This window comes from Pseudomonas sp. BW16M2 (genome assembly GCF_014268865.1).
GTDB classification, from domain to species: domain Bacteria; phylum Pseudomonadota; class Gammaproteobacteria; order Pseudomonadales; family Pseudomonadaceae; genus Aquipseudomonas; species Aquipseudomonas peradeniyensis.
Genome location: NZ_JABWRI010000001.1, coordinates 54,876 through 74,864, shown reverse-complemented (window position 1 = coordinate 74,864; position 19,989 = coordinate 54,876). Strand labels below are relative to the sequence as shown.

The 19,989-nt window shown below is 63.7% G+C and carries 15 protein-coding genes; 7 read left to right on the top strand and 8 right to left on the bottom strand.

Annotation, left to right across the window (positions count from 1 at the left end; translation table 11 throughout):
• Nucleotides 1-47 precede the first annotated feature (47 nt).
• Both HU735_RS00265 and HU735_RS00260 read left to right on the top strand, forming a co-directional pair.
• Complete coding sequence (locus HU735_RS00265; RefSeq protein WP_256206037.1) at nucleotides 48-1,994, top strand: BCCT family transporter; 1,947 nt, start codon at nucleotides 48-50, stop codon at nucleotides 1,992-1,994.
• Nucleotides 1,995-2,128: 134 nt separating this feature from the next.
• Nucleotides 2,129-6,781, top strand: coding sequence for a DUF6543 domain-containing protein (locus HU735_RS00260; RefSeq protein ID WP_186711974.1), 4,653 nt, complete (start codon nucleotides 2,129-2,131; stop codon nucleotides 6,779-6,781).
• A 37-nt stretch (nucleotides 6,782-6,818) separates the two neighbouring features.
• Here HU735_RS00260 and HU735_RS00255 read toward each other — a convergent pair whose 3' ends face one another.
• From HU735_RS00255 to gpmI, 5 genes are all read right to left on the bottom strand, one after another.
• The gene (locus HU735_RS00255; RefSeq protein WP_186711973.1) at nucleotides 6,819-8,213 is read right to left on the bottom strand and encodes a serine protease; all 1,395 of its coding nucleotides are present in this window, start codon (nucleotides 8,211-8,213) and stop codon (nucleotides 6,819-6,821) included.
• Nucleotides 8,214-8,415: 202 nt separating this feature from the next.
• A complete protein-coding gene (locus tag HU735_RS00250; protein WP_186711972.1) occupies nucleotides 8,416-9,180 on the bottom strand; it encodes a divergent polysaccharide deacetylase family protein in 765 nt (254 codons plus the stop codon).
• Between the two features lie 9 nt (nucleotides 9,181-9,189).
• On the bottom strand, nucleotides 9,190-10,518 hold the full coding sequence (locus HU735_RS00245) for a S41 family peptidase (RefSeq protein ID WP_062572581.1): 1,329 nt from the start codon (nucleotides 10,516-10,518) through the stop codon (nucleotides 9,190-9,192).
• 87 nt (nucleotides 10,519-10,605) lie between these two features.
• Nucleotides 10,606-11,904: a murein hydrolase activator EnvC gene (locus HU735_RS00240; RefSeq protein ID WP_186711971.1), complete on the bottom strand. Its 1,299-nt coding sequence runs from the start codon at nucleotides 11,902-11,904 to the stop codon at nucleotides 10,606-10,608.
• A gap of 186 nt (nucleotides 11,905-12,090) precedes the next feature.
• Entirely contained in the window at nucleotides 12,091-13,626 is a 1,536-nt protein-coding gene (gpmI, locus tag HU735_RS00235; RefSeq protein WP_186711970.1) for a 2,3-bisphosphoglycerate-independent phosphoglycerate mutase, read from the bottom strand.
• A gap of 206 nt (nucleotides 13,627-13,832) precedes the next feature.
• Between gpmI and HU735_RS00230 the strand changes: the two genes are divergently transcribed.
• The 3 genes from HU735_RS00230 to secB are packed head-to-tail and all read left to right on the top strand — an operon-like array spanning nucleotide 13,833 to nucleotide 15,024.
• The gene (locus HU735_RS00230) at nucleotides 13,833-14,246 is read left to right on the top strand and encodes a rhodanese-like domain-containing protein (RefSeq protein ID WP_028688411.1); all 414 of its coding nucleotides are present in this window, start codon (nucleotides 13,833-13,835) and stop codon (nucleotides 14,244-14,246) included.
• A 1-nt stretch (nucleotide 14,247) separates the two neighbouring features.
• The gene (grxC, locus tag HU735_RS00225; protein WP_003249204.1) at nucleotides 14,248-14,502 is read left to right on the top strand and encodes a glutaredoxin 3; all 255 of its coding nucleotides are present in this window, start codon (nucleotides 14,248-14,250) and stop codon (nucleotides 14,500-14,502) included.
• 39 nt (nucleotides 14,503-14,541) lie between these two features.
• Entirely contained in the window at nucleotides 14,542-15,024 is a 483-nt protein-coding gene (gene secB / locus HU735_RS00220) for a protein-export chaperone SecB (RefSeq protein ID WP_050707298.1), read from the top strand.
• Between the two features lie 122 nt (nucleotides 15,025-15,146).
• Here the strand turns inward: secB and trmL are convergent, their stop codons facing one another.
• Nucleotides 15,147-15,602, bottom strand: coding sequence for a tRNA (uridine(34)/cytosine(34)/5-carboxymethylaminomethyluridine(34)-2'-O)-methyltransferase TrmL (gene trmL / locus HU735_RS00215; protein ID WP_050707297.1), 456 nt, complete (start codon nucleotides 15,600-15,602; stop codon nucleotides 15,147-15,149).
• On the opposite strand from trmL, the gene HU735_RS00210 reads away from it, so the two are divergent.
• Both HU735_RS00210 and HU735_RS27365 read left to right on the top strand, forming a co-directional pair.
• The gene (locus HU735_RS00210) at nucleotides 15,601-16,038 is read left to right on the top strand and encodes a hypothetical protein (protein ID WP_186711969.1); all 438 of its coding nucleotides are present in this window, start codon (nucleotides 15,601-15,603) and stop codon (nucleotides 16,036-16,038) included. The genes trmL and HU735_RS00210 overlap by 2 nt on opposite strands.
• A gap of 331 nt (nucleotides 16,039-16,369) precedes the next feature.
• Nucleotides 16,370-17,167 carry an RHS repeat-associated core domain-containing protein gene (locus HU735_RS27365; protein WP_346655342.1) on the top strand — a complete coding sequence of 266 codons (798 nt, stop codon included), beginning with the start codon at nucleotides 16,370-16,372 and terminating at the stop codon, nucleotides 17,165-17,167.
• A 147-nt stretch (nucleotides 17,168-17,314) separates the two neighbouring features.
• Here the strand turns inward: HU735_RS27365 and ntrC are convergent, their stop codons facing one another.
• On the bottom strand, nucleotides 17,315-18,751 hold the full coding sequence (gene ntrC / locus HU735_RS00200; RefSeq protein ID WP_186711967.1) for a nitrogen regulation protein NR(I): 1,437 nt from the start codon (nucleotides 18,749-18,751) through the stop codon (nucleotides 17,315-17,317).
• Nucleotides 18,748-19,833 carry a nitrogen regulation protein NR(II) gene (glnL, locus tag HU735_RS00195; RefSeq protein ID WP_186711966.1) on the bottom strand — a complete coding sequence of 362 codons (1,086 nt, stop codon included), beginning with the start codon at nucleotides 19,831-19,833 and terminating at the stop codon, nucleotides 18,748-18,750. Before glnL ends, ntrC begins: the two co-directional genes overlap by 4 nt.
• Between the last annotated feature and the right edge of the window lie 156 nt (nucleotides 19,834-19,989).

Below are 19,989 nucleotides of genomic sequence, written 5' to 3'. Positions count from 1 at the left end.
CCTCCCTGACAACCCCCCCCGCCGAGCGGGTACGGGTCAACCGCGTGGTGTTCTACACCTCGGCGCTGATGATCCTCGTTCTGACTGCCCTGCTGATCGCTGTCCCCGAAGCCGCTGGCCAGGCGCTGGGCGTCGCCCAGAAATGGCTGACCCGTACCTTCGGCTGGTACTACATGCTGGTGATCTGCGGTTACCTGCTGTTCGTCGTCTACCTGGCCTTCTCCGACTACGGCAAGCTCAAGCTTGGCGGCAAGGACGACACCCCCGACTTCAGCTACGGCGCCTGGGCCGGCATGCTGTTCTCCTCGGGCATCGGTATCTCGCTGCTGTACTTCGGCGCCTCCGAGCCGCTGGACCACTACTTCAACCCACCCGAGGGCACCCCTGCCAGCCTCGAGGCCGCGCGCCAGGGCCTGCAGCTGACCTTCCTGCACTGGGGCCTGCACGGTTGGGCGATCTACGCCCTGGTCGGTCTTGCCGTGGGTTACTTCGCCTACCGTCACAACCAGCCGCTGGCACTGCGTTCGGCGCTGTACCCGCTGGTCGGTGAGCGTTGGGTCAAGGGTGGCGCGGGTCATGCCGTGGACATCTTCGGCATGTTCGTGACCCTGCTGGGCCTGGTGACCAACCTCGGTATCGGTTCGATGCAGGTGGCTTCGGGCCTCGAGTACCTGTTCGGCATGGACCACAGCAAGACCAACCTGCTGGTGGTGATCCTGGTCATGGCCGGCGTTGCCACCGTGGCCGCGGTGTCGGGTGTGGAGAACGGCATCCGTCGCCTGTCCAACCTGAACATCCTGCTGTTCAGCGGCCTGCTGATCTTCGTGCTGCTGGCCGGCAACACCCTGCACCTGCTCAACGGCTTCGTGCAGAACATCGGTGACTACCTCAACGGTGTCGTGCTCAAGACCTTCGACCTCTACGTCTATGAAGGCGACAACGACAAGTCCGAGCGCTGGCTGGGCCTGTGGACCGTGTTCTACTGGGCCTGGTGGATCTCCTGGGGCCCGTTCGTCGGCATGTTCATCGCCCGTATCTCCAAGGGCCGTACCGTGCGCCAGCTGGTCAGCGGCGTGCTGCTGATCCCGCTGGGCTTCACCCTGGCCTGGCTGTCGATCTTCGGCAACACCGCGCTGGACCTGGTGATCAACCAGGGCGCCGTGGAGCTGGGCAAGACGGCGCTCGAACAACCGTCGATGTCGATCTACCAGCTGCTGGAATTCTTCCCGGCCGCCAAGATCGTCATCGGTGTGGCGGTGTTCGTCGGCTTCGTGCTGTTCCTGACCCCGGCCGACTCCGGCGCGGTGATGATGGCCAACCTGTCGTGTAAAGGCGGCAAGGTCGACGAAGACGCCCCGCACTGGATGGTGGTGTTCTGGTCGGTGGTCATCACCCTGGTCACCATCGGCCTGCTGTTCGCCGGTAACTTCGAAGCCATGCAGACCATGGTGGTGCTGGCCGGCCTGCCGTTCTCGGTGGTCCTGGTGCTGTTCATGTTCGGCCTGATGAAGGCCATGAAGCAGGACGTCGCGGTCGAGAGCGAGCGCGCCGAACTGGCCGCCCGTGGCCGTCGCGGCTTCAGCGAGCGCCTGAGCCAGCTGGACCTGCAACCGACCCAGGCCGTGGTGCAACGCTTCATGGACAAGCAGGTCAGCCCGGCGCTGAAAGAGGCCGCCGAGCAGCTGCGCACCCTGGGCTTCGAGGTCGAGACCCGTGTTGGCCAGTCGCGCAACATGATGGGCCTGCGGGTGATGATGGAAGAGGGCAACCCGTTCGTCTACGAAGCCAGCCTGGACGGCTACATGGCCGCGCCGAGCGAGGCGCCGGTCGAGGGCGAGCCGGAAGTGCGCCAGCGCTTCTACCGTGCCGAGGTGTACCTGCACGACGGCAGCCAGGAGTACGACCTGATGGGCTTCACCCGCGAGCAGATCGTGCGTGACGTGCTCGATCAGTTCGAAAGCCACCGCCAGCTGCTGGGGCGTGTGTACAGCTGATCACGGCTGAAGTGAGCGAGGGGCCCGGCGCGCAAGCGTCGGGCCCCTTGTCGTTTCGGGTGGGCAATATGTAGTGCCTGCTCCGTGCGGGGGCGGGGGCATGGTGGTGGCTCATCCATGAGCGGAGCCCTTGCATGAGCAATACCTCGACCCAGATCTTCGACTTCAAGCGCGCCGTTGCCAGGCAGTTCGCAGACCGCCCGACCCTGCGTCAGGTTGTCAGCCGGCAACTGCTGCAAGTACTGCTGACGGAGCTGCCCTGGCTGGCTTTCGTCGAGCCAGCGTTGGAATCAGCCGATCCGCTGATCCTGGACAGCCCCGATCCCGAGACCGAGTACTGGACCACCGCCCCGTTGGTGGATGTCGTGTTGCAGGCGATGCTCGACGGCACACCGTTGGACCTGGAGGCTCTCGACGGGCGCCATCACAACCTCGGCCTGGCGGGGCTGCACCGTTTCCCCGGCTCGCACAATGCACTGGACACGCGTCGCCTCACGGGTATTTCTCCGGCACTCAACGCCTTGCTGCCACAACTGATCAAGCACTTCTGTCAGGCTCAGGTCGACTACTGGCGCGAGCCGGGCAGTTCAGGCAAAAGCCGCGACAGCTGGTTCCAGCTGGTGCTGAAAATGGCGTTGTTGCGCAATCTGCCCCTGCATGGGCTGGACGACCAGCAGCAAGCCTGTGTCCGAGGATTGATCCGCGGGGGTGATGAACAACCTTCGGTGTTCGTCGTGGAAGCGAAGCTGACCGCGGATGGACAGCAGTACCCGCTGATGCAGCCTGGTTTGCTGTTGGCGGGAGAGTGGGATGAGCGTGAGGTCGTGCTGTGGTGCGCGCCGTCGAGCCAGGTCAGGGCTTTCGCGGCGCTGGATGATTTCGCCCTGGCGTTGCGTGACGAGCTTGCATTGCGTTACCGGTTCACCGCCATGACCTGGGATCGTCACGAGCTCGAAGGCAATGTTTTCGCCCAGTTAAGCGCATTGCTGCTCGGGCATATGCTCGAGCGTATCGGGCAACTGCGCTTGCAGGGATTGACCCTGGCCCGGCTGGAAGACCTGTTCGCGGATCTGAGCGACCCTGCGCAGTGGTTCGTGGACGGCTACTTCGTCGAAGAGGACAGTTCGCCTGCGGTGCCGCCAGGCATAGGCCTTGCGTCGGCGAGCGACAGCTTCGCCTGTCAGTCGGGGTTGTTGGACCTGGCCCTGGACCAGGCTGACGCAGAAGGTGTGGCGGCCCTGGAGGGCATACTCGACCTGGGGGCCTATGCTCGTCAGCAACTGCGCAAGCAGATGCTCGAGGACTATCCGGTGGAGGCCAACTATTTCCCCGATGAGCTGGTCCTGGAGCTGCAGGTCGGCAAAGGCATGCCGGGTGGTGCAGGCGTTGGCAGCGGTGGTGGAGAACCTTTGGTGCCGGCGGGCGAGATGACCCTGACCGAGTTCGCCATTGCCAATCTCGGCGCCCTGGGCGATGCCACCATCACGCGTATCAGGCACGCCAACGATCAATTGATCACGTCCTGGATGAACGCCGCGTACCTGAAGAGGCTCGTGCAGGCTGTCGACATCGGTGGCCGTTATCCAGCATACGTGGTCAATGCACTGGACGATCCGGCGAGCCGCTCCGAACGTACCCGGCGTCTCGCCCGGGAATGGCGTCAGTCCCTGCGGTTCACCGCCCTGCAGGCAAAACTCGATCGCAAGATTACCGAAGCAGGCCTGCGGTGCGTCCTTGACCTGTGCAAAGGTAGCTTCGACGCGGCGACGCAATCCGGCGGGTTGATACCGCTCGCCTTCAAGCGGCAGCAGTCGTCGGTTCGCTACGATCTGGTGCAGGGGATGTACGTGCTGTTTTCCACGGCGCCTTCACTGGTGCTGCTCTACCGCCCGCTCTACCAGGCCGATCCGCTGCGTCAGTATGCCGATATCGACGCGATGATGGCGGCGATTCGCACATCGGATACGTTGCAGCAGAGCATCCTGACCTGGATGGACCCGGAGGTTCGCCCGGTCTATGACAACGGTGGATTTGCCGAGCCACACATTACCCAAGTCGGTATCGACCCTTATCAATTGCCCGAGCGGCCAGGGCCGGCTCGATTCGACGCGCGCCTTTGGTTGAGTGATATCGACGAGAAACTCTACGCAGCGAACCGGGCGTTGCTGGTGACCCTTGCCGATCGCCAGAGCACATCCAATGCCGAGCAGCGTTGGGCGACCCTCGGAAAAGGCGCCTGGCTGCTGTTTGACGTGGCCACCTTGCTGGTCCGGGGGCCAGTGGCCACGGTGGCCTGGCTGGTGCAGACCCTTGCCAGCTTGCAGGGCGATGGGCAGGCCGTGGAACAGGGCAGTGAGTTCGAGCGGGAGGCGGCCACCGTCGATCTGCTTCTCAACCTGGGCATGACGTTGCTGCATGCTCGGCTGCCACGCGCAGAAGTGATGGGGACGATTTCTGCGCTCGACGCCAAGGAGTTCGACGGGCGACCGGCGCAGGAGGGTGGCCATGCGGCAGCCAGGGTCGAGCCGAAGCAAGGCAAGATTGGCGTACCGGGGCCGTTTGTCACTTCGCAAAGTTTGGCGGTCGACCTGTCCTGGCGGAGCAACCAGGGTTTCAACAAACTGGCTCCGGAGCAGCGCAAGATCTTGATGGCGATGCGATCGAGCATTGTATTGGAGGGGGTGGTGCCGTCGGACGCAGGTTTGTACGAGGTCGGAGGACATCGGTATGTGGCCATGCTCGGTGAGGTGTTCGCCGTGCAACTGGCCGGTGGAGAAGTCAGGGTCATCGATACGACCCAGAAGCTGGGGCCGTGGCTGTTGTTTGAACACGGTGCCTGGCGAATCGACACCCGCTTGCGCTTAGGTGCTGGCATGCCGATGGAACGTCTGGGGTTTCAGTTTGCCAAGTTGAAATTGACCATCGATGGGCTGACCGCCAAGGCCAATTTCGAAATGAAGGAATTCCATCGGCTCACAGGTGAAGTTATCAAGGCCGAAGAGCGGATCAGGCACTTGGGTAGGCTGAAGGATGACGAAGCGCGTCGTCGGCTGGAGGCCGAGCAGCACCAGGACGACACATTCGACATGGCCAGCTCCGACAGGATCATGGCCTCCTACGAGCAGCGATATGCCGCGCTCGACATGGAGCAGGACCAACAGCGCCTGCAAGCCGTCGCTCAGGCCGAGCGGATGGTGCTGCTCGATCGTGAACAGTGCGACATCCTGCAGTCCATGCTCGAGCCCAAGTACGGCAGCTATCGCCGTGAGGGATTTGCGCAGACGATCCAGTTGCAAAGGGGCACGCTGGTCGCCGGGCTGATCCGTAACAGCGATTTCATTCTCAGTGAGTTGCAGCACCTGGCGAATTTTCCGCGGATGAATGAATTGGCCGCGCAGTTCGACGGAGGCGTGGGAGCGCATGTGCGAGAGCAGTACAGGCAATTTCGTGCAGAGCTTGCAAAGGTCATAGAGATTCAGGAGCGCATGCTCGTCGCCCAAGGTGCTCTGGACGAGCTGCTTGCCAGCGTGCCGGACGAACTGAATCTCGGCCTGGGCGGCATGCAGTGGACGGTTGGCCAAGTGATCGCCAAGCGCAGTTTCACCACCATCGACCTGCGCTTTCACCACGCCTTGAACCTGGCCGACCTCGCGTTGCACCTGGATGGCGGTCAGCGCCAGTTGTTCAGGTACCGGGAAGACCTGGCGGCCGACACGCTTCGAGGGGCGGCCACCGCTCACGGTGAGTCACTGATGTCGAACCTGGGCGTAGCCGACAGGATCAGCATTCTCCAGCAAGCCTGGGATGCCTATGCGGCAGCGATCATCAATGCGCTGCACCTGGAACGCACGGGCGGTGCCTTGGTCGAGGTTGACAGGCTCCAGCGTTACCGGACCCACATGCAGTTGCTCAAGGATGATGCCGGGCGCCGGCTGGTGGATGCGCTCGCCGAGCAGGATGGGGCACTGACAGCGCCCAGGAGAGTGCCTTATCCGAGGGCGGCGGTTCCCCAGCGGGCGTTGCGCAATAACGACGGTCTGTTGGTCGTTGCCACGCAGGTGGAGGGACAGGCGGCGTGGGAGGTTCAGGACCCGCTCAGCAAGAAAGCGCTACAGGTGTTTGAACTGACGGATGGTGAATGGCACCAGCGTGAGGAGACAGCCGAGGTATCGCCAGTCGAGGGCGAGGCGGAGGATATCGAAGGGCTCTTGTCGTCATTGCTCCAGGATAACGAGGATGTGCTCGCCATCGCCGAGGCCTATGTGAGGGATGACGTCAACGGCCAGGCTCTGGAGCGCTTGTTGAAGCGCCAGATCGACAAATTGCAGGAAACGGCTGCCGTGCTGGCCGAGCAGGGCGTGAGTGAGGTGCGGACCGCACCTCTGAGCGCCGCTGTGACCGATCTCGAGGTACAGCGTATTCGCCTGCTGACTGAGCTGAATGGCAAGACCCGCTACCCGACCGCACAGGGGTTGCGCTTCCTCCATGATCAGGGGCTGATCAAGGTGGATTACGTCAGGCGAGACACGTCGGTTGCTACCAGTCCCTTCGACGAGTTCAGGATCACTCGTCTGGATGCCCCTGGAGCAGCGAAGGGCCGTAGCCTCTGGGCGGCGCATTTCCATCTGGCATCACAGTCCGCACCGTTGGATGCGTTCACCCATGGGCATCTGAAGGTCTGGAGCCAGCGCTTCATGGGGCGGCAGTACGAAACGGTCAGTGGCGAGCGGGTGCACAGGGGGCGGCTGACCTCGGCCGATGTGGCGGGAATCATCCCCCTGAGCTGATGGCCTGGCCCTGCCCGCGCACAGGCAGGGCTCTGGGTCACTGCTCCTGTGCGGACAACAGCTCGCGGTGAGTCGACGCCACCTGCCCGTCGAGGTCGATGGCGCGGCTGCAGAGCATGGCTGGCAGCCGGGAGGCCTGGATGACCTGGGCAGGTAGCAGGGCGCGGCGGTAACCGAAGGCGTTGTCGCAGTCCATCCGGTCCGCGGCGCCGTACTTCACCAGGTAATGGCTCAGGTACGGCTGCTCGGATTGCCAATTGAGCATGACGTGGCCCTGCTCGTGACGATCAAGGGTGTAGCGGACCTCTGGAAGTCCCGCCGGAATCACTTCGACGGGCAAGCTCAGGGCGTTGGCCAGCAGCGCCGGGAAGGGACGCTGCTCAGGCGATTGCACGCCGACCAGGCACAGGTAGTAGCGGCCAGGCTCGCTGCCGATCGGGTCGTCGATGCGCCGTTCGCTGGCGGAGATCGTGCCGCTGTAGCCAACCGCGTCCTCGCACTCGAGCGCGTCGCGCACCTGCTTGTAGCGGTAGCGCGGGGTATCGATCTTGAGGGTCAGGTCCCAGGTGGCGGCCGATAAGTCGTTGCCAAGTCGCCTGAGCAGGCGGGCCGGTCCTTGCTGGGTGATCTGGAAGCCGGGTAGCAGGGCGCATTGTTCGAGGCTCAGGTCGGCGTAGCCCTGGTGAAAGCACCCGAGCACACGCTGGACCGGGATGGCGTAGTTGTTCTGTGTTGCACCGAAGGGCACGCTGTTGACGATGCTGACCAGGCGTCCGCTCGCCTGGTCGATCACCGCGCTGCCCGAGGCGCCTTTTCCGCTGCTTGGGCAGTCGTTCACCTTGAGGTCGCGCCAAACCCAGGGAAACTCGGTCACACTGGCCTGGTCCCGCTCTGTGCACTGGGCCGCGCGCAGTCCTGAGTCTGGGTTGCTGGCCTCACCTACCATCACGACCGCGCTGCCTGGGGCTGAGCTGGGACCCATTGTCAGCGGCTGGATACCTGCGGCCATCACCTGGGCGAGGCTGGCGTCCAGTTCCACCAGCGCCAGGTCGCTGCCCTGCATGCTGCTCCAGAGCGTGCGCTTGAGTGCGAAACCTGGGCGTGTGTCCGGGGTGTCGGCGAAGTAGTTGAAGGTGATGGTGCCCTGGGCCGGCTGATCGTGGATGATCCGGCCATTGCGGGTGTCCAGGCAGTGGCCGCTGGTCAGCAGGTAGGCGGGACCTGTCTTGGTGGGTTCGGTGCCGCCGCTATCGATCAGTGTGGCGATGCATTGGTCGCCATTCGCCAGGTTCAGACGGCCGATGCCACTCCAGTGGGTGTGCTCGCCGTGGGCATTGTCCAGCAGTGTCGGCGTATCGGTGGTGTCTGCGAGTGTTGTGGTTATGGCCCAGGGCATGGCCAGGGCAAGGAGAGTGGTGGTTAACGTTGGCATCGGTTGAGCTCCTGTAGGGATGACCGATGCGAGCGTGCCTAGGGGGATGGGGCGTCAGGTGGTGCTTATGGATATGCGTGATAGGCGGCATGGGTATCACCAGCGAGGGAGCGGGCTTGGCCCGCGATGCCCTGCCAGCACCGGCTTCGCCGGTGATCGCGGGGCTAGCCCGCTCCCACGTTGGTCTGGATCGGGCGACGCTTCAGCGATTGCTGTAGCGGCCCTGGTGGCCATGGGCGGGCATGGCCTGGTTGCCGCGTTCGGCGATCATCTGCGGCAGACCGATCAACTCGATGCCCTGGGCCTTGAGTCGGGGGATTTCACGAGCCAGCACCTCCAGCGTCTGCGGATAGGGGTGGCCGATCAGCACCGCAGAGCCTTGCTTGCGGGCCTGGGCGATGCCTAGCTGAAGCTGTCCGCTTATCGCCTCCGTGGTGCGCACGTCATCGAGGAATACATCCCTTGAAACATGGGCCAGGCCAACCGCCTGGGCCTCGGCCGCCGCTACGGTGGCGGCGCTGGTGCGGCTGTCGACGAAGAACAGGTGGCGGCGTTGCAGTTCCTCCATCAGCCAGCGCATTGGTTCACGCTGGGCGGTCATGCGGCTGCCCATGTGGTTGTTGATGCCGGCGGCGAAGGGCACCTTGGCCAAGGCGGCGTCCAGGCGCCGGGCCAGCTCCTCGATCGGCGTACCGGGGTGCCAGGCGTAGGGGCCGGTGGCCGGGTCCATGGGCATGTGCAGGATCACCGTGCGCCCGGCCTTGTGGGCCTGGCGGGCGAAGTCGGTGGCGTGCGGGGTGTCGGGCATGATTGCCATGGTCACCGGCCCAGGCAGGGCGAGGGTGCGGCTGTCACGCTCGCTGCTCTGCCCCAGGTCGTCGATGATGATGCTCAGGTAGGCCTTGCCCGGCGCCGCCTGGGCGGTGCCGAGCATCAGGCAGAACAGCGTGAACAGCAGGTAACGCATGGGATCCGGTCAGTCGCCCTTGGTGATGTTCAGGCCCTTGAGCAGGCTGAGGGCCTGGCTGAGCTGGAAGTCGTTGTCCTGTGGGCGATCCTTGCGCTTGCTGCTGCCGCTCGGACGGTCGGCGCCGCCGTTGCCGTTGCCCAGGTGGCCCTGCAGGTCGGCTTCCTTGAAGTTGTCGTTGTCGGCCTCGGCGGTGAGCTTGGCCGGACGCACCTCGATGTCCGGGACGATACCCTGGGCCTGGATCGAGCGGCCGTTGGGGGTGAAGTACAGCGCGGTGGTGAGCTTCAGCGCACGGTCGTTGGCCAGCGGCAGCACGGTCTGCACCGAGCCCTTGCCGAAGCTGTCGGTACCCATCAGCACGGCGCGCTTCTGGTCCTGCAGGGCGCCGGCGACGATTTCCGAGGCCGAGGCGCTGCCGCCATTGATCAGCACTACCAGCGGCACGCCTTCGCTGGCGTCGGCCGGGTCGGCGGAGTAGCGCAGCTCGGAGTTGGCGATGCGGCCCTTGGTGTAGACGATCAGGCCCTTGGTCAAGAAGTGGTCGGCCACTTCCACCGCCGACTGCAGCACGCCGCCGGGGTTGTTGCGAAGGTCCAGGACCACGCCGCGCAGTTTCTTGCCGTTGTCCTTGCGCAGCTTGGCCAGGGCCTTGCCCACCTCGTCGCCGGTCTTGACCTGGAACTGGGTGATGCGGATGTAGCCGTAGTCGTTCTCCAGCAGCTGGCTCTTGACGCTCTTGACCTGGATCACCGCGCGGGCCAGCGTCACGTCGAACGGCGTGCCGCCGTCGCGCACCAGGGTCAGGGTGATCTTCTCGCCGATCTTGCCGCGCATCTTGTCCACGGCCTCGGTCATGGTCTGGCCACGGGTCGGCGCGCCGTTGATCTTGACGATCAAGTCACCGGCCTCGATGCCGGCGCGGGAGGCCGGGGTGTCGTCGATGGGCGAGACCACCTTGACGAAGCCGTCTTCCATGCCCACTTCGATGCCCAGGCCGCCGAACTCGCCGCTGGTGCTTTCCTGCAGTTCCTGGAAGTCCTCGGGGCCAAGGTAGGCCGAGTGCGGGTCAAGGTTGCTGAGCATGCCCTTGATGGCGTTCTCCAGCAGGGTCTTGTCGTCGACAGGCTCCACATAGGCGGCCTTGATGCGGTCCATGACCTCGGCGAAGGTGCGCAGTTCTTCCAGCGGCAGGGGCGCCTTGGCGGTCACCTCGGTGGCCGGCACCGCGGCCGGCTTGGCCGCTGGCTTGGCCGGCTCGGCAGCAACGGCCAGGGGCGCGCCGATGACCAGGGCAATGGTCAGGGCCAGCTGGGTGAGGCGAGGCGAGTGCAGCATGTCGAACGAACTCCTGATCCTGTTGGTGCTCCCGTCGGGAGCATCGGCGCCGCCATTTCTTGGGCAGCGCCGTAAAAGTAGCATTATCTAGCCTCGGCACCATTGCGCAGGGTCGGTGGGCCGGCCCTGCTGGCGAATCGCGAAGTACAGACCGGCGTTGTCCTGGCCACCGCTGTCGCCGACGGTGGAGATGGCATCACCGGCCTTGACGATGTCGCCGGCGCTCTTGAGCAGGCTCTGGTTGTGGCCGTACAGGCTCAGGTAGCCATTGCCATGATCGAGAATGACCAGAAGTCCTGCGCCGCGCAACCAGTCGGCGAACACCACGCGCCCGCCGTGCACGGCGCGCACCTGGGTGCCGGCGCTGGCGCCGATCATCACCCCGTCCCACTTGGCCCGGGCATCGCCGCCGCGGGTATCGCCGAAGCGTGCCAGCAATCGACCATTGACCGGCCATGGAAGTTTGCCCCGGGCCGCAGAAAAAGCGCCGCCGTAGCTGGCGCCATCGCTGGAAACCACCGGGCCAAGGGTGGTGCGGGCCTTTTTCGGCGCCTCCTCAGGCTCCTGGGCACGGGCCGCGGCGGCCAGGGCCTGCTCCTTGCGGCGTTTCTCTTCTTCCTGCCTGGCCAGCAGGGCGCGCTGGCGTGCTTCCTCGGCCTCGCGGGCCTGGCGGGCCAGGGTTTCCTCGATGGTCTTGAGCACCTTGCCCAGGTCGGCCTGGTCCTGCTCGCGGCTCTGCAGCTTCTGGTCGCGCTCTTTCATGTCGCTGTTGAGCTTGGCCAGCACCTGCTGGCGCTTGTCGCGCTCGGCCACCAGCGCCTGGCGGCGGCCGTCGAGGTCGGCGCGTTGGGTCAGCAGCTGTTCCTGCTGGCGGGCGATGTCCTGCTCGACGTTGGCCAACTGGCGCAGCGTCTCGTTGAAGGCGCGCAACTGGTCCATGCGCGCCTTGCTGAGGTAGTCGTAATAGGTGAGGGTGCGGGCGAACTTCTCGGGGTTCTGCTGGTTCAGCAGCAGCTTCAGATATTCTTCGCGGCCATTGTTCTGGTAGGCCGAACGGGCCTGGATGGCAATCAGGCGTTGCTGTTCAACGCGGGCGCTCTGGAGTTTTTTTTTCTCGTGATCAAGGCGCTCCAGCTCGCCCTCGGTCTTTTTTAGTTCTTGCTGCAGTGCCTCCACCTGTTTCTCGAGGGTGCCGATGTCGGTCTCGGTGGACTTGAGGTCTTTCTGCACGCCGGCTTTCTCCTCCTGGAGCTTGCCCAGCATCTTCTTCAGCTCGGCGATGTCCTGGCGGGTGGCGTCCAGCTGCTGCTGGGTCTGCGCGCGCTCGTCGGCGAAGGCCGGGGTGAGCAGGCATGACAGGGCTAGTAAGAAGAGGGCGCGGAGCATGGGGTTTGGCGTACCGGGGATGGAGACTGGCCTAGTATGCCCTTGCGGGCCTGCAAAAAAAACGCCCCGCGGCGTGGGCGGCGGGGCGTTGGTCTGGAAATCATGGGTAAATGTCGTCGCAACACGCGTGGGAGCGGGCTTGCCCCGCGATCGAATTCGCGGGGCAAGCCCGCTCCTACGCAGTGATTACAGGTCGACCAGGATCGAGGTGCCGGTCATCTCGACCGGCTTCTCCAGCCCCAGCAGCTTGAGCATGGTTGGCGCCACATCGGCCAGCACGCCGCCTTCGCGGACCTTGACCTGACGCTTGCCGACATAGATGAACGGTACCGGCTCGCTGGTATGGGCGGTGTGCGCCTGGCCGGTGCACTCGTCTTCCATCTGCTCGACGTTGCCGTGGTCGGCGGTGATCAGCGCTTCGCCGCCGACCTTGTCCAGGGCCTCGACGATACGGCCGACGCAGACGTCCAGGGCCTCGACGGCCTTGACCGCCGCTTCGAACACGCCGGTATGGCCGACCATGTCGCCGTTGGCATAGTTGACCACGATCACGTCATAACGCTGCTGCTCGATGGCCTCGACGATGCGGTCGGTGACCTCGGGAGCGTTCATTTCCGGCTGCAGGTCGTAGGTGGCGACCTTCGGCGACGGGATCAGGATGCGTTCTTCGCCTTCGAACGGCTCTTCACGACCGCCGGAGAAGAAGAAGGTGACATGGGCGTACTTCTCGGTCTCGGCGATACGCAGTTGGGTCTTGCCGTTTTTCGCCAGGTATTCGCCCAGGACATTGTCCAGGCTGGACGGGGCAAAGGCGGCTGGCGCCGGAATTTTCGCCGAGTACTGGGTCAGGCCGATGTACGCCGCCAGCTTGGGCAGGCGTGCGCGTGGGAATTCGTTGAAGTCCGCTTCGACGAACGCACGGGACAGCTCGCGGGCGCGGTCGGCGCGGAAGTTCATGAAGATGACCGCGTCGCCATCCTCGACCTTGACGGCTTCACCAATGCGCGTGGCTTTGACGAACTCGTCGTTCTCCTCGCGGGCGTAGGCGGCTTGCAGGCCGGCAAGGGCGCTGTCGGCGGTGTATTCGGCGGCGCTGTCGACGATCAGGTTGTAGGCGGCGCTGACGCGGTCCCAGCGGTTGTCGCGGTCCATGGCGTAGTAGCGGCCGATCAGGCTGGCGATGCGGCCCTTGCCGAGGCGGGCGAAGGTGGCGTCGAGCAGTTCGATCGACGACTGGGCGCTGCGCGGCGGGGTGTCGCGGCCGTCGAGGAAGGCGTGCAGGTAGATCTTCTCGGCGCCACGCTGCGCGGCCAGCTCGGCCATGGCGATCAGGTGATCCTGGTGGCTGTGCACGCCGCCGTCGGAGAGCAGGCCGAGGATGTGCACGGCCTTGCCGGCGCCGACGGCCTTGTCCACCGCGCCGCCGAGCACGGGGTTCTCGAAGAACTCGCCGTCACGGATGGCCTTGGTCACCCGGGTGAAGTCCTGGTACACCACGCGGCCGGCGCCGAGGTTCATGTGACCGACTTCGGAGTTGCCCATCTGCCCGTCGGGCAGCCCCACGTCCATGCCGGAACCGGAGATCAGGCCATGCGGCTGGGTGGCGCGCAGGCGGTCGTAGACCGGTGTGTTGGCAGCGAAGATGGCGTTGTATTCGGGGCTTTCGCTGTGACCGAAGCCATCCAGGATGATCAGGACCAGGGGTTTAGGCGTACTCGTCATCAATCAAACTCACGGTTGTTCAAAGATGATAAAGACACGCATTTTAGGGCAAATCCGCCAGCGACGGCGAATATTCCTCCCCTTGCCCGACAGGCGCGGTCAGGCATGCAACATGAAGACGCGTTTGCCGCAAGCCCAGTGGGCTTTGGCGGTCATGGGGCGCTGTGTATACTGGCCGCCATTTTCAATCGCCTGGAACACCCCTGATGGTTGCTCACCTGATTCAATTCGCGACAGATCACTACATCCTGGTGGCCATTTTCGTCGTCCTGCTGGTCCTGCTGCTGATCAACGAAGTCCGCCGTGGCGGCCAGAGCCTGAGCAACGGCCAGCTGACCGCCCTGGTCAACGCCGACAAGGCCGTGGTGATCGATATCCGTACCGCCAAGGAATACTCGGCCGGGCATATCGTCGGTGCGCTGAACATTCCCCAGGACAAAGTCGCCGGCCGCATGAGCGAGCTGGAAAAACACAAAGAGAAGACCCTGATCGTCGTCGACGCGATGGGCCAGCAGTCCGGCACCCTGTGCCGCGAACTGCTCAAGGCTGGTTACACCGCCGCCAAGCTCAGCGGTGGCGTTTCCAGCTGGAAAGCCGATAACCTGCCCCTGGTGAAGTGATATGAAGCCCGTCATCGTCTATTCCAGCGACTACTGCCCCTACTGCATGCGCGCCAAGTACCTGCTCGAGAGCAAGGGCGTGGCGTTCGAGGAGATCAAGGTCGACGGCAAGCCCCAGGTTCGCGCCGAAATGAGCCAGAAGGCCGGCCGTACCTCGGTGCCGCAGATCTGGATCGGCAGCACGCACGTCGGTGGATGCGATGACCTCTATGCCCTGGAGCGCGCGGGCAAGCTCGACGCGCTGCTGGCGGCCTGATTCGCACTGCATTCAAGAACATTAGGAAAAGGATCTGCCATGACCGAGCAACAGACCAACGGCGCCACTGACGCCAACGCCCCACAATTTTCCCTGCAGCGCATCTACGTGCGCGATCTGTCGTTCGAGGCCCCGAAAAGCCCGCAGATCTTCCGCCAGCAGTGGGAGCCGAGCGTCTCGCTGGACCTGAACACCCGCCAGAAAGCCCTGGAAGGCGACTTCCACGAAGTCGTGCTGACCCTGTCGGTGACCGTCAAGAACGGTGACGAAGTGGCCTTCATCGCCGAAGTGCAGCAGGCCGGCATCTTCCTGATCGCCAATCTGGACGCCTCCTCGATGAGCCATACCCTCGGCGCGTTCTGCCCGAACATCCTGTTCCCGTACGCCCGCGAGACCCTGGACAGCCTGGTGACCCGTGGCTCGTTCCCGGCGCTGATGCTGTCGCCGGTCAACTTCGACGCCCTGTACGCGCAAGAAATGCAGCGCATGCAGGAAGCCGGCGAAGTGCCGACCGTGCAGTAATCGCTGTAACAAAAAAGGGCGACTTCGGTCGCCCTTTTTTGTTCGTCGGTGTGTCAGGCATCGCGGGGCAAGCCCGCTCCCACGAAACCTCTTCAGGCGTGGGGGCCCCGCGATAGGCCCTTTCAGGCAAACCCCTGCTGCCGCCACGCCTCGTACACCGTCACCGCCACGGTATTGGACAGGTTCAGGCTCCGGCACCCCGGCCGCATCGGCAGGCGCAAGCGCTGCTCGGGGGCCAGGCTGTCCAGCACCTCGGCCGGCAGGCCACGGCTTTCAGGCCCGAACAGGAAAGCGTCGCCTGGCTGGTACTCGACCTCATGGAACGGGTGCGAGCCCTTGGTGGTGAAGGCGAACAGCCTTGGCTGATTCAGGCTTTCCAGGCAGTCGGCCAGGCTTTGGTGACGCTTGAGCGTGGCATACTCGTGGTAGTCCAGCCCTGCCCGACGCAGGCGCTTGTCGTCCAGTTCGAAGCCGATCGGCTCGATCAGGTGCAGGTCGCAGCCGCTGTTGGCGCACAGGCGGATGATGTTGCCGGTATTCGGCGGAATTTCTGGTTGAAAAAGGATGACGTGAAACATGCACGGCTCCAAGCATGAAGATGACGGGCATTCTACCCCCGAACCCGACCCGCGTTCGAAGGCCTTCCCGCGGGTGATCCTGTCGCTGGCCATCGTCGGGCTGATGGTCGGCATGATGATCGGGCGCCTGACCACCCCGGAGGAACGGGTGCTCGAGCAGGTGCAGGTGGTGCAGGATGGCCTGGACCTGTGGTTCAACGAAGAGCCCAGGCTGCATGGCGAGAACGTCCAGGGCACCGTGGCCATCGTGTTCGAGGCCCAGGGCAAGGTCCAGCGTGGCCAGCTGAGCCTGCAGGGCAAGCCGGTGGGCTGGCGCCTGCAGAAAAGCGAAGAGGGGCTGGTGCTGACCGTGGTTGCCGCCCGCCCCCTGCGCGGCGAGTGGAACGCGACGGAGGAGGCGGGGCGCTGGCGGGTGCAGGTGAGGCTGCACGAATAAAAGAGGGGATTTCCCGGCCTGCCTGTACCGAGGTCCCCAAAACTGGAGGTACTGGGTACTTAGCAGGAAGCGTGCCAGGTTTAGTAGGCCCGGGAATGCGGTGTTTTGGTCATTTTTCGAGGGTTTTTGAGGGCAAATTTGCGTTATGGCGGTGCGTTAGGCACTGCATCGGTGCAAGGGCAAGCGATTACTTGTAGTTGTCCGGTGCTGGGGGCGAATGTTTTCCAGGGCCTGCCCATGACCAGCCGGGCGCACCTGGCATTTCTGTCAGGGTCATAGTCCGCACCGCTTTGGTATGTTTCATACCGACTCTCAAAGGTGGAGTGGCGCAATGGCTACGCAAATGTTGCTGGCGACTGACTGGTCAAGAAGCGCTTTACAGTCTCTGGTATCCGATCAACGGAAAACTACCTGCTATACACCCTTCGGTTGGCGCCCAGGGCGTGATGATAATGCCAAGACCGGGTTTACTGGTCAGATATGTGAGTCAGAGCTGAATTGGTATCTGTTGGGTAATGGTCATCGTGGATACAACCCGGCGTTGATGCGATTTTCCTCCCCTGACCATTTGAGTCCATTTGGTAAAGGTGGGGTGAATGCATATATGTACTGTCAAGGCAATCCAGTCAACTATGCAGATCCGCGCGGCACTTCGTTTGAGACTCTTAAGGTTATGTTTGGGGCATTGTTTGGGCCGAAGATCATTGACCATGGCATGGCCTTGTTCAACATGGCTAATTACACTTGGGACAGACGGCAAGCGATTAAAGCTGGTGTGAAGGAAATAAAACTACCGGGGCCCACTTCAAAGAGGCATGCCGCTGCAGCTGCTGCGGGGGTGGGGATAGGCATTGTATCGGTAGGGATAGCCAAGAAAAACGTTAAAAAAATCGCAGATGGCTTAGACGGGGTTATTCCCTCAGAGAATGTAGAGGATCTAGGCTCAGCATATGTAGCGGCTGGAATGAAAGAAGTGGCTGAAGTAACTATTCTTTTTTCCAATGTGGCTATAAACGAGGTTGCAGGCGGTTTGAGGTATGACTACGCCGAGCGTAGAAAAAAGGTCGCTTGGGCAGTCGAAGACCATGTAAGGGAACAAAGGGAATCTGCGAATGAGCCTTTAGTCTAATGCGCGGAAATGGCCTCTACAGGTTTTTCGGGTGAGCCGGTCGGAGACTGTTGGAGTGTTACTTGGAAGAGCCGTATAAGGACAGTAGGTAAGCAACGCGTTGATGGGGGTCAGGTAGCCCCCATTCTTCTCATTTTCATTCAACGATCAGTGCTCTTCCCCCTCATCATCCTCCCCCCCATCCACCTTCATCCCCAACTCCTTGATCTTGCGCGTCAAGGTATTTCGCCCCCACCCCAGCAACAACGCCGCATCACGACGACGCCCGGCCGTATGCTTGAGTGCGGTCTCGATCATGATCCGCTCGAAGCTCGGCACAGCGCTGTCGAGCAAACTTGACTGGCCGCGGGCCAGGGCCTGGTCGGCCCACTGGCGCAGGGCCTGCTCCCAGTTGGTCACGGGCGCTGCGTCCTGGGGCAGGTTGAGCAGTTCCGGCGGCAGGTCGCCGACCAGCACCTCGCGGCTGGAGGCCATCACCGTGATCCAGCGGCAGGTGTTCTCCAGCTGGCGCACGTTGCCCGGCCACGGCAGGTTGCGGATGAACTCCTCGGTCTCCGGCTTGAGCAGCTTGGGTTCCACCGCCAGCTCCTGGGCGGCGCGGCCGAGGAAGTGGCGGGCCAGGGCCGGGATGTCCTCGCGCCGATCGGCCAGACGCGGGATATGGATACGGATCACGTTGAGGCGGTGGAACAGGTCTTCACGGAACTTGCCGGCCTGCACCAGCGACTCGAGGTTCTGGTGGGTGGCGGCGATGATGCGCACATCCACTTTTACCGGCACATGGCCGCCGACCCGGTAGAACTCGCCATCGGCCAGCACCCGCAGCAGGCGGGTCTGGGTGTCGGCGGGCATGTCGCCGATCTCGTCGAGGAACAGCGTGCCGCCGTCGGCCTGTTCGAAACGGCCACGGCGCAGGTTGGCGGCGCCGGTGAAGGCGCCTTTCTCATGGCCGAACAGCTCGGATTCCATCAGGTCCTTGGGGATCGCCGCCATGTTCAGGGCGATGAACGGCGACGCCGCACGCGGGCTGTGGCGGTGCAGGGCGTGGGCCACCAGCTCCTTGCCCGTGCCGGATTCACCGTTGATCAGCACGGTGATATTGGAGTGGCTTAAGCGACCGATGGCTCGGAACACCTCCTGCATCGCCGGCGCCTCGCCGATGATCTCGGGCGTGCGGGCCAGCGCCTGGGGCACTTCCAGGGCTTGCTGCTCCTGGGCATGCTGGTTGGCGCGCTTGACCAGCGACACCGCTTCGTCGACATCGAACGGCTTGGGCAGGTACTCGAAGGCGCCGCCCTGGTACGAGGCCACGGCGCTGTCCAGGTCGGAGTGGGCGGTCATGATGATCACCGGCAACCCCGGGTGCTGCTCGCGGATCTGGGCCAGCAGGTCGAGGCCGCTTGCACCCGGCATGCGGATGTCCGAGATGATCACGTCCGGCTGCTGGCGGGCCAGGCGGCCCATGACGCCGTCGGCGCTGTCGAAGCTCTGGGTGGTCATGCCTTCCTGCTGCAGGGCCTTTTCCAGGACCCAGCGGATGGAACGATCATCATCGACGATCCAGACGGTTTCACTTCGGCTCATGGGGCGGTGGCTCCTTGTTCCAGGGGCAGGTAGATCGAGAAGGTGGTGTGGCCGGGGTGGCTCTCGCACTCGATCAGGCCCTGGTGCTGGCTGATGATGTTCTGGGTGATGGCCAGGCCCAGCCCGGTACCGTCCGGGCGGCCGCTGACCATGGGATAGAAGAGGGTGTCCTGCAGTTCCGCGGGGATGCCGGGGCCGTTGTCGACGATCTCGATCCTGGCGACCAGGCGGTGGCGCACATGGCCGATGGTGAACTGGCGCACGGCGCGGCTGCGCAGGGTGATGCGGCCCAGGCGCAGCTCGTTCTGCCCGCCAATGGCCTGCATGGCGTTGCGCACGATGTTGAGCACGGCCTGGATCATCTGCTCGCGGTCGATCAGCACGTCCGGCAGGCTCGGGTCGTAGTCGCGCACCAAGGTGATGCAGCCCTGGCTCTCGGCCTCGACCAGGCTGCACACGCGCTCGAGCACTTCGTGGATGTTGGTCATGGCCAGCGACGGCAGCTTGTTCGAGCCGAGCATGCGGTCGACCAGGTTACGCAGGCGGTCGGCTTCCTCGATGATCACGTTGGTGTAGTCGCGCAGGCTTTCTTCCGGCAGTTCGCGGGCCAGCAACTGGGCCGCGCCGCGGATGCCACCCAGGGGGTTCTTGATCTCGTGGGCCAGGCCGCGCACCAGCATCTTGGTGGTCTCCTGCTTGCTCAGCTGGGCCTCTTCCTTGGTGATGCGCAGCAGGCGGTCGCGCGGGTGCACCTCCAGCAACAGCAGGGTCTGGCCCAGGTGCAGGATGGGAGTGACGGCATAGTCGACGGTGATGGTCTGGCCGGTCAGCGAGGTCAGCTGCGCTTCACGCTTGGTGAACGGGTGCGCCTGTTCCACCGCCTGGCGCAACGAATTGAGCGCCTCGGTCGATTCGGTGAACAGCTCGCTGATGAACTGCCCGTGGCTGCGCTGGCCGCTGACGGCCAACAGCATCTCCGCCGCCGGGTTCATGTACTCCAGGCGCAGTTCAGAGTTGAGCAGCAGCGTGGCCGTGGTCAGGTTGTCCAGGAGCAGACGGTGCTGTGCATCGCTGATGGTCATAAGGCGTCGTTGACCTCTTTTGGCACAGTGACGCCCAAGGGCTCAGGCCTGGGGCGCGCACGGAAGAGTGCTGGATGCAGTGAAAATGCAAGAACCAAACCAAGGCTCCGAAAAGAAGCGGAAATTCCGGATAAAGACCTGGATTTGCGCGAATTC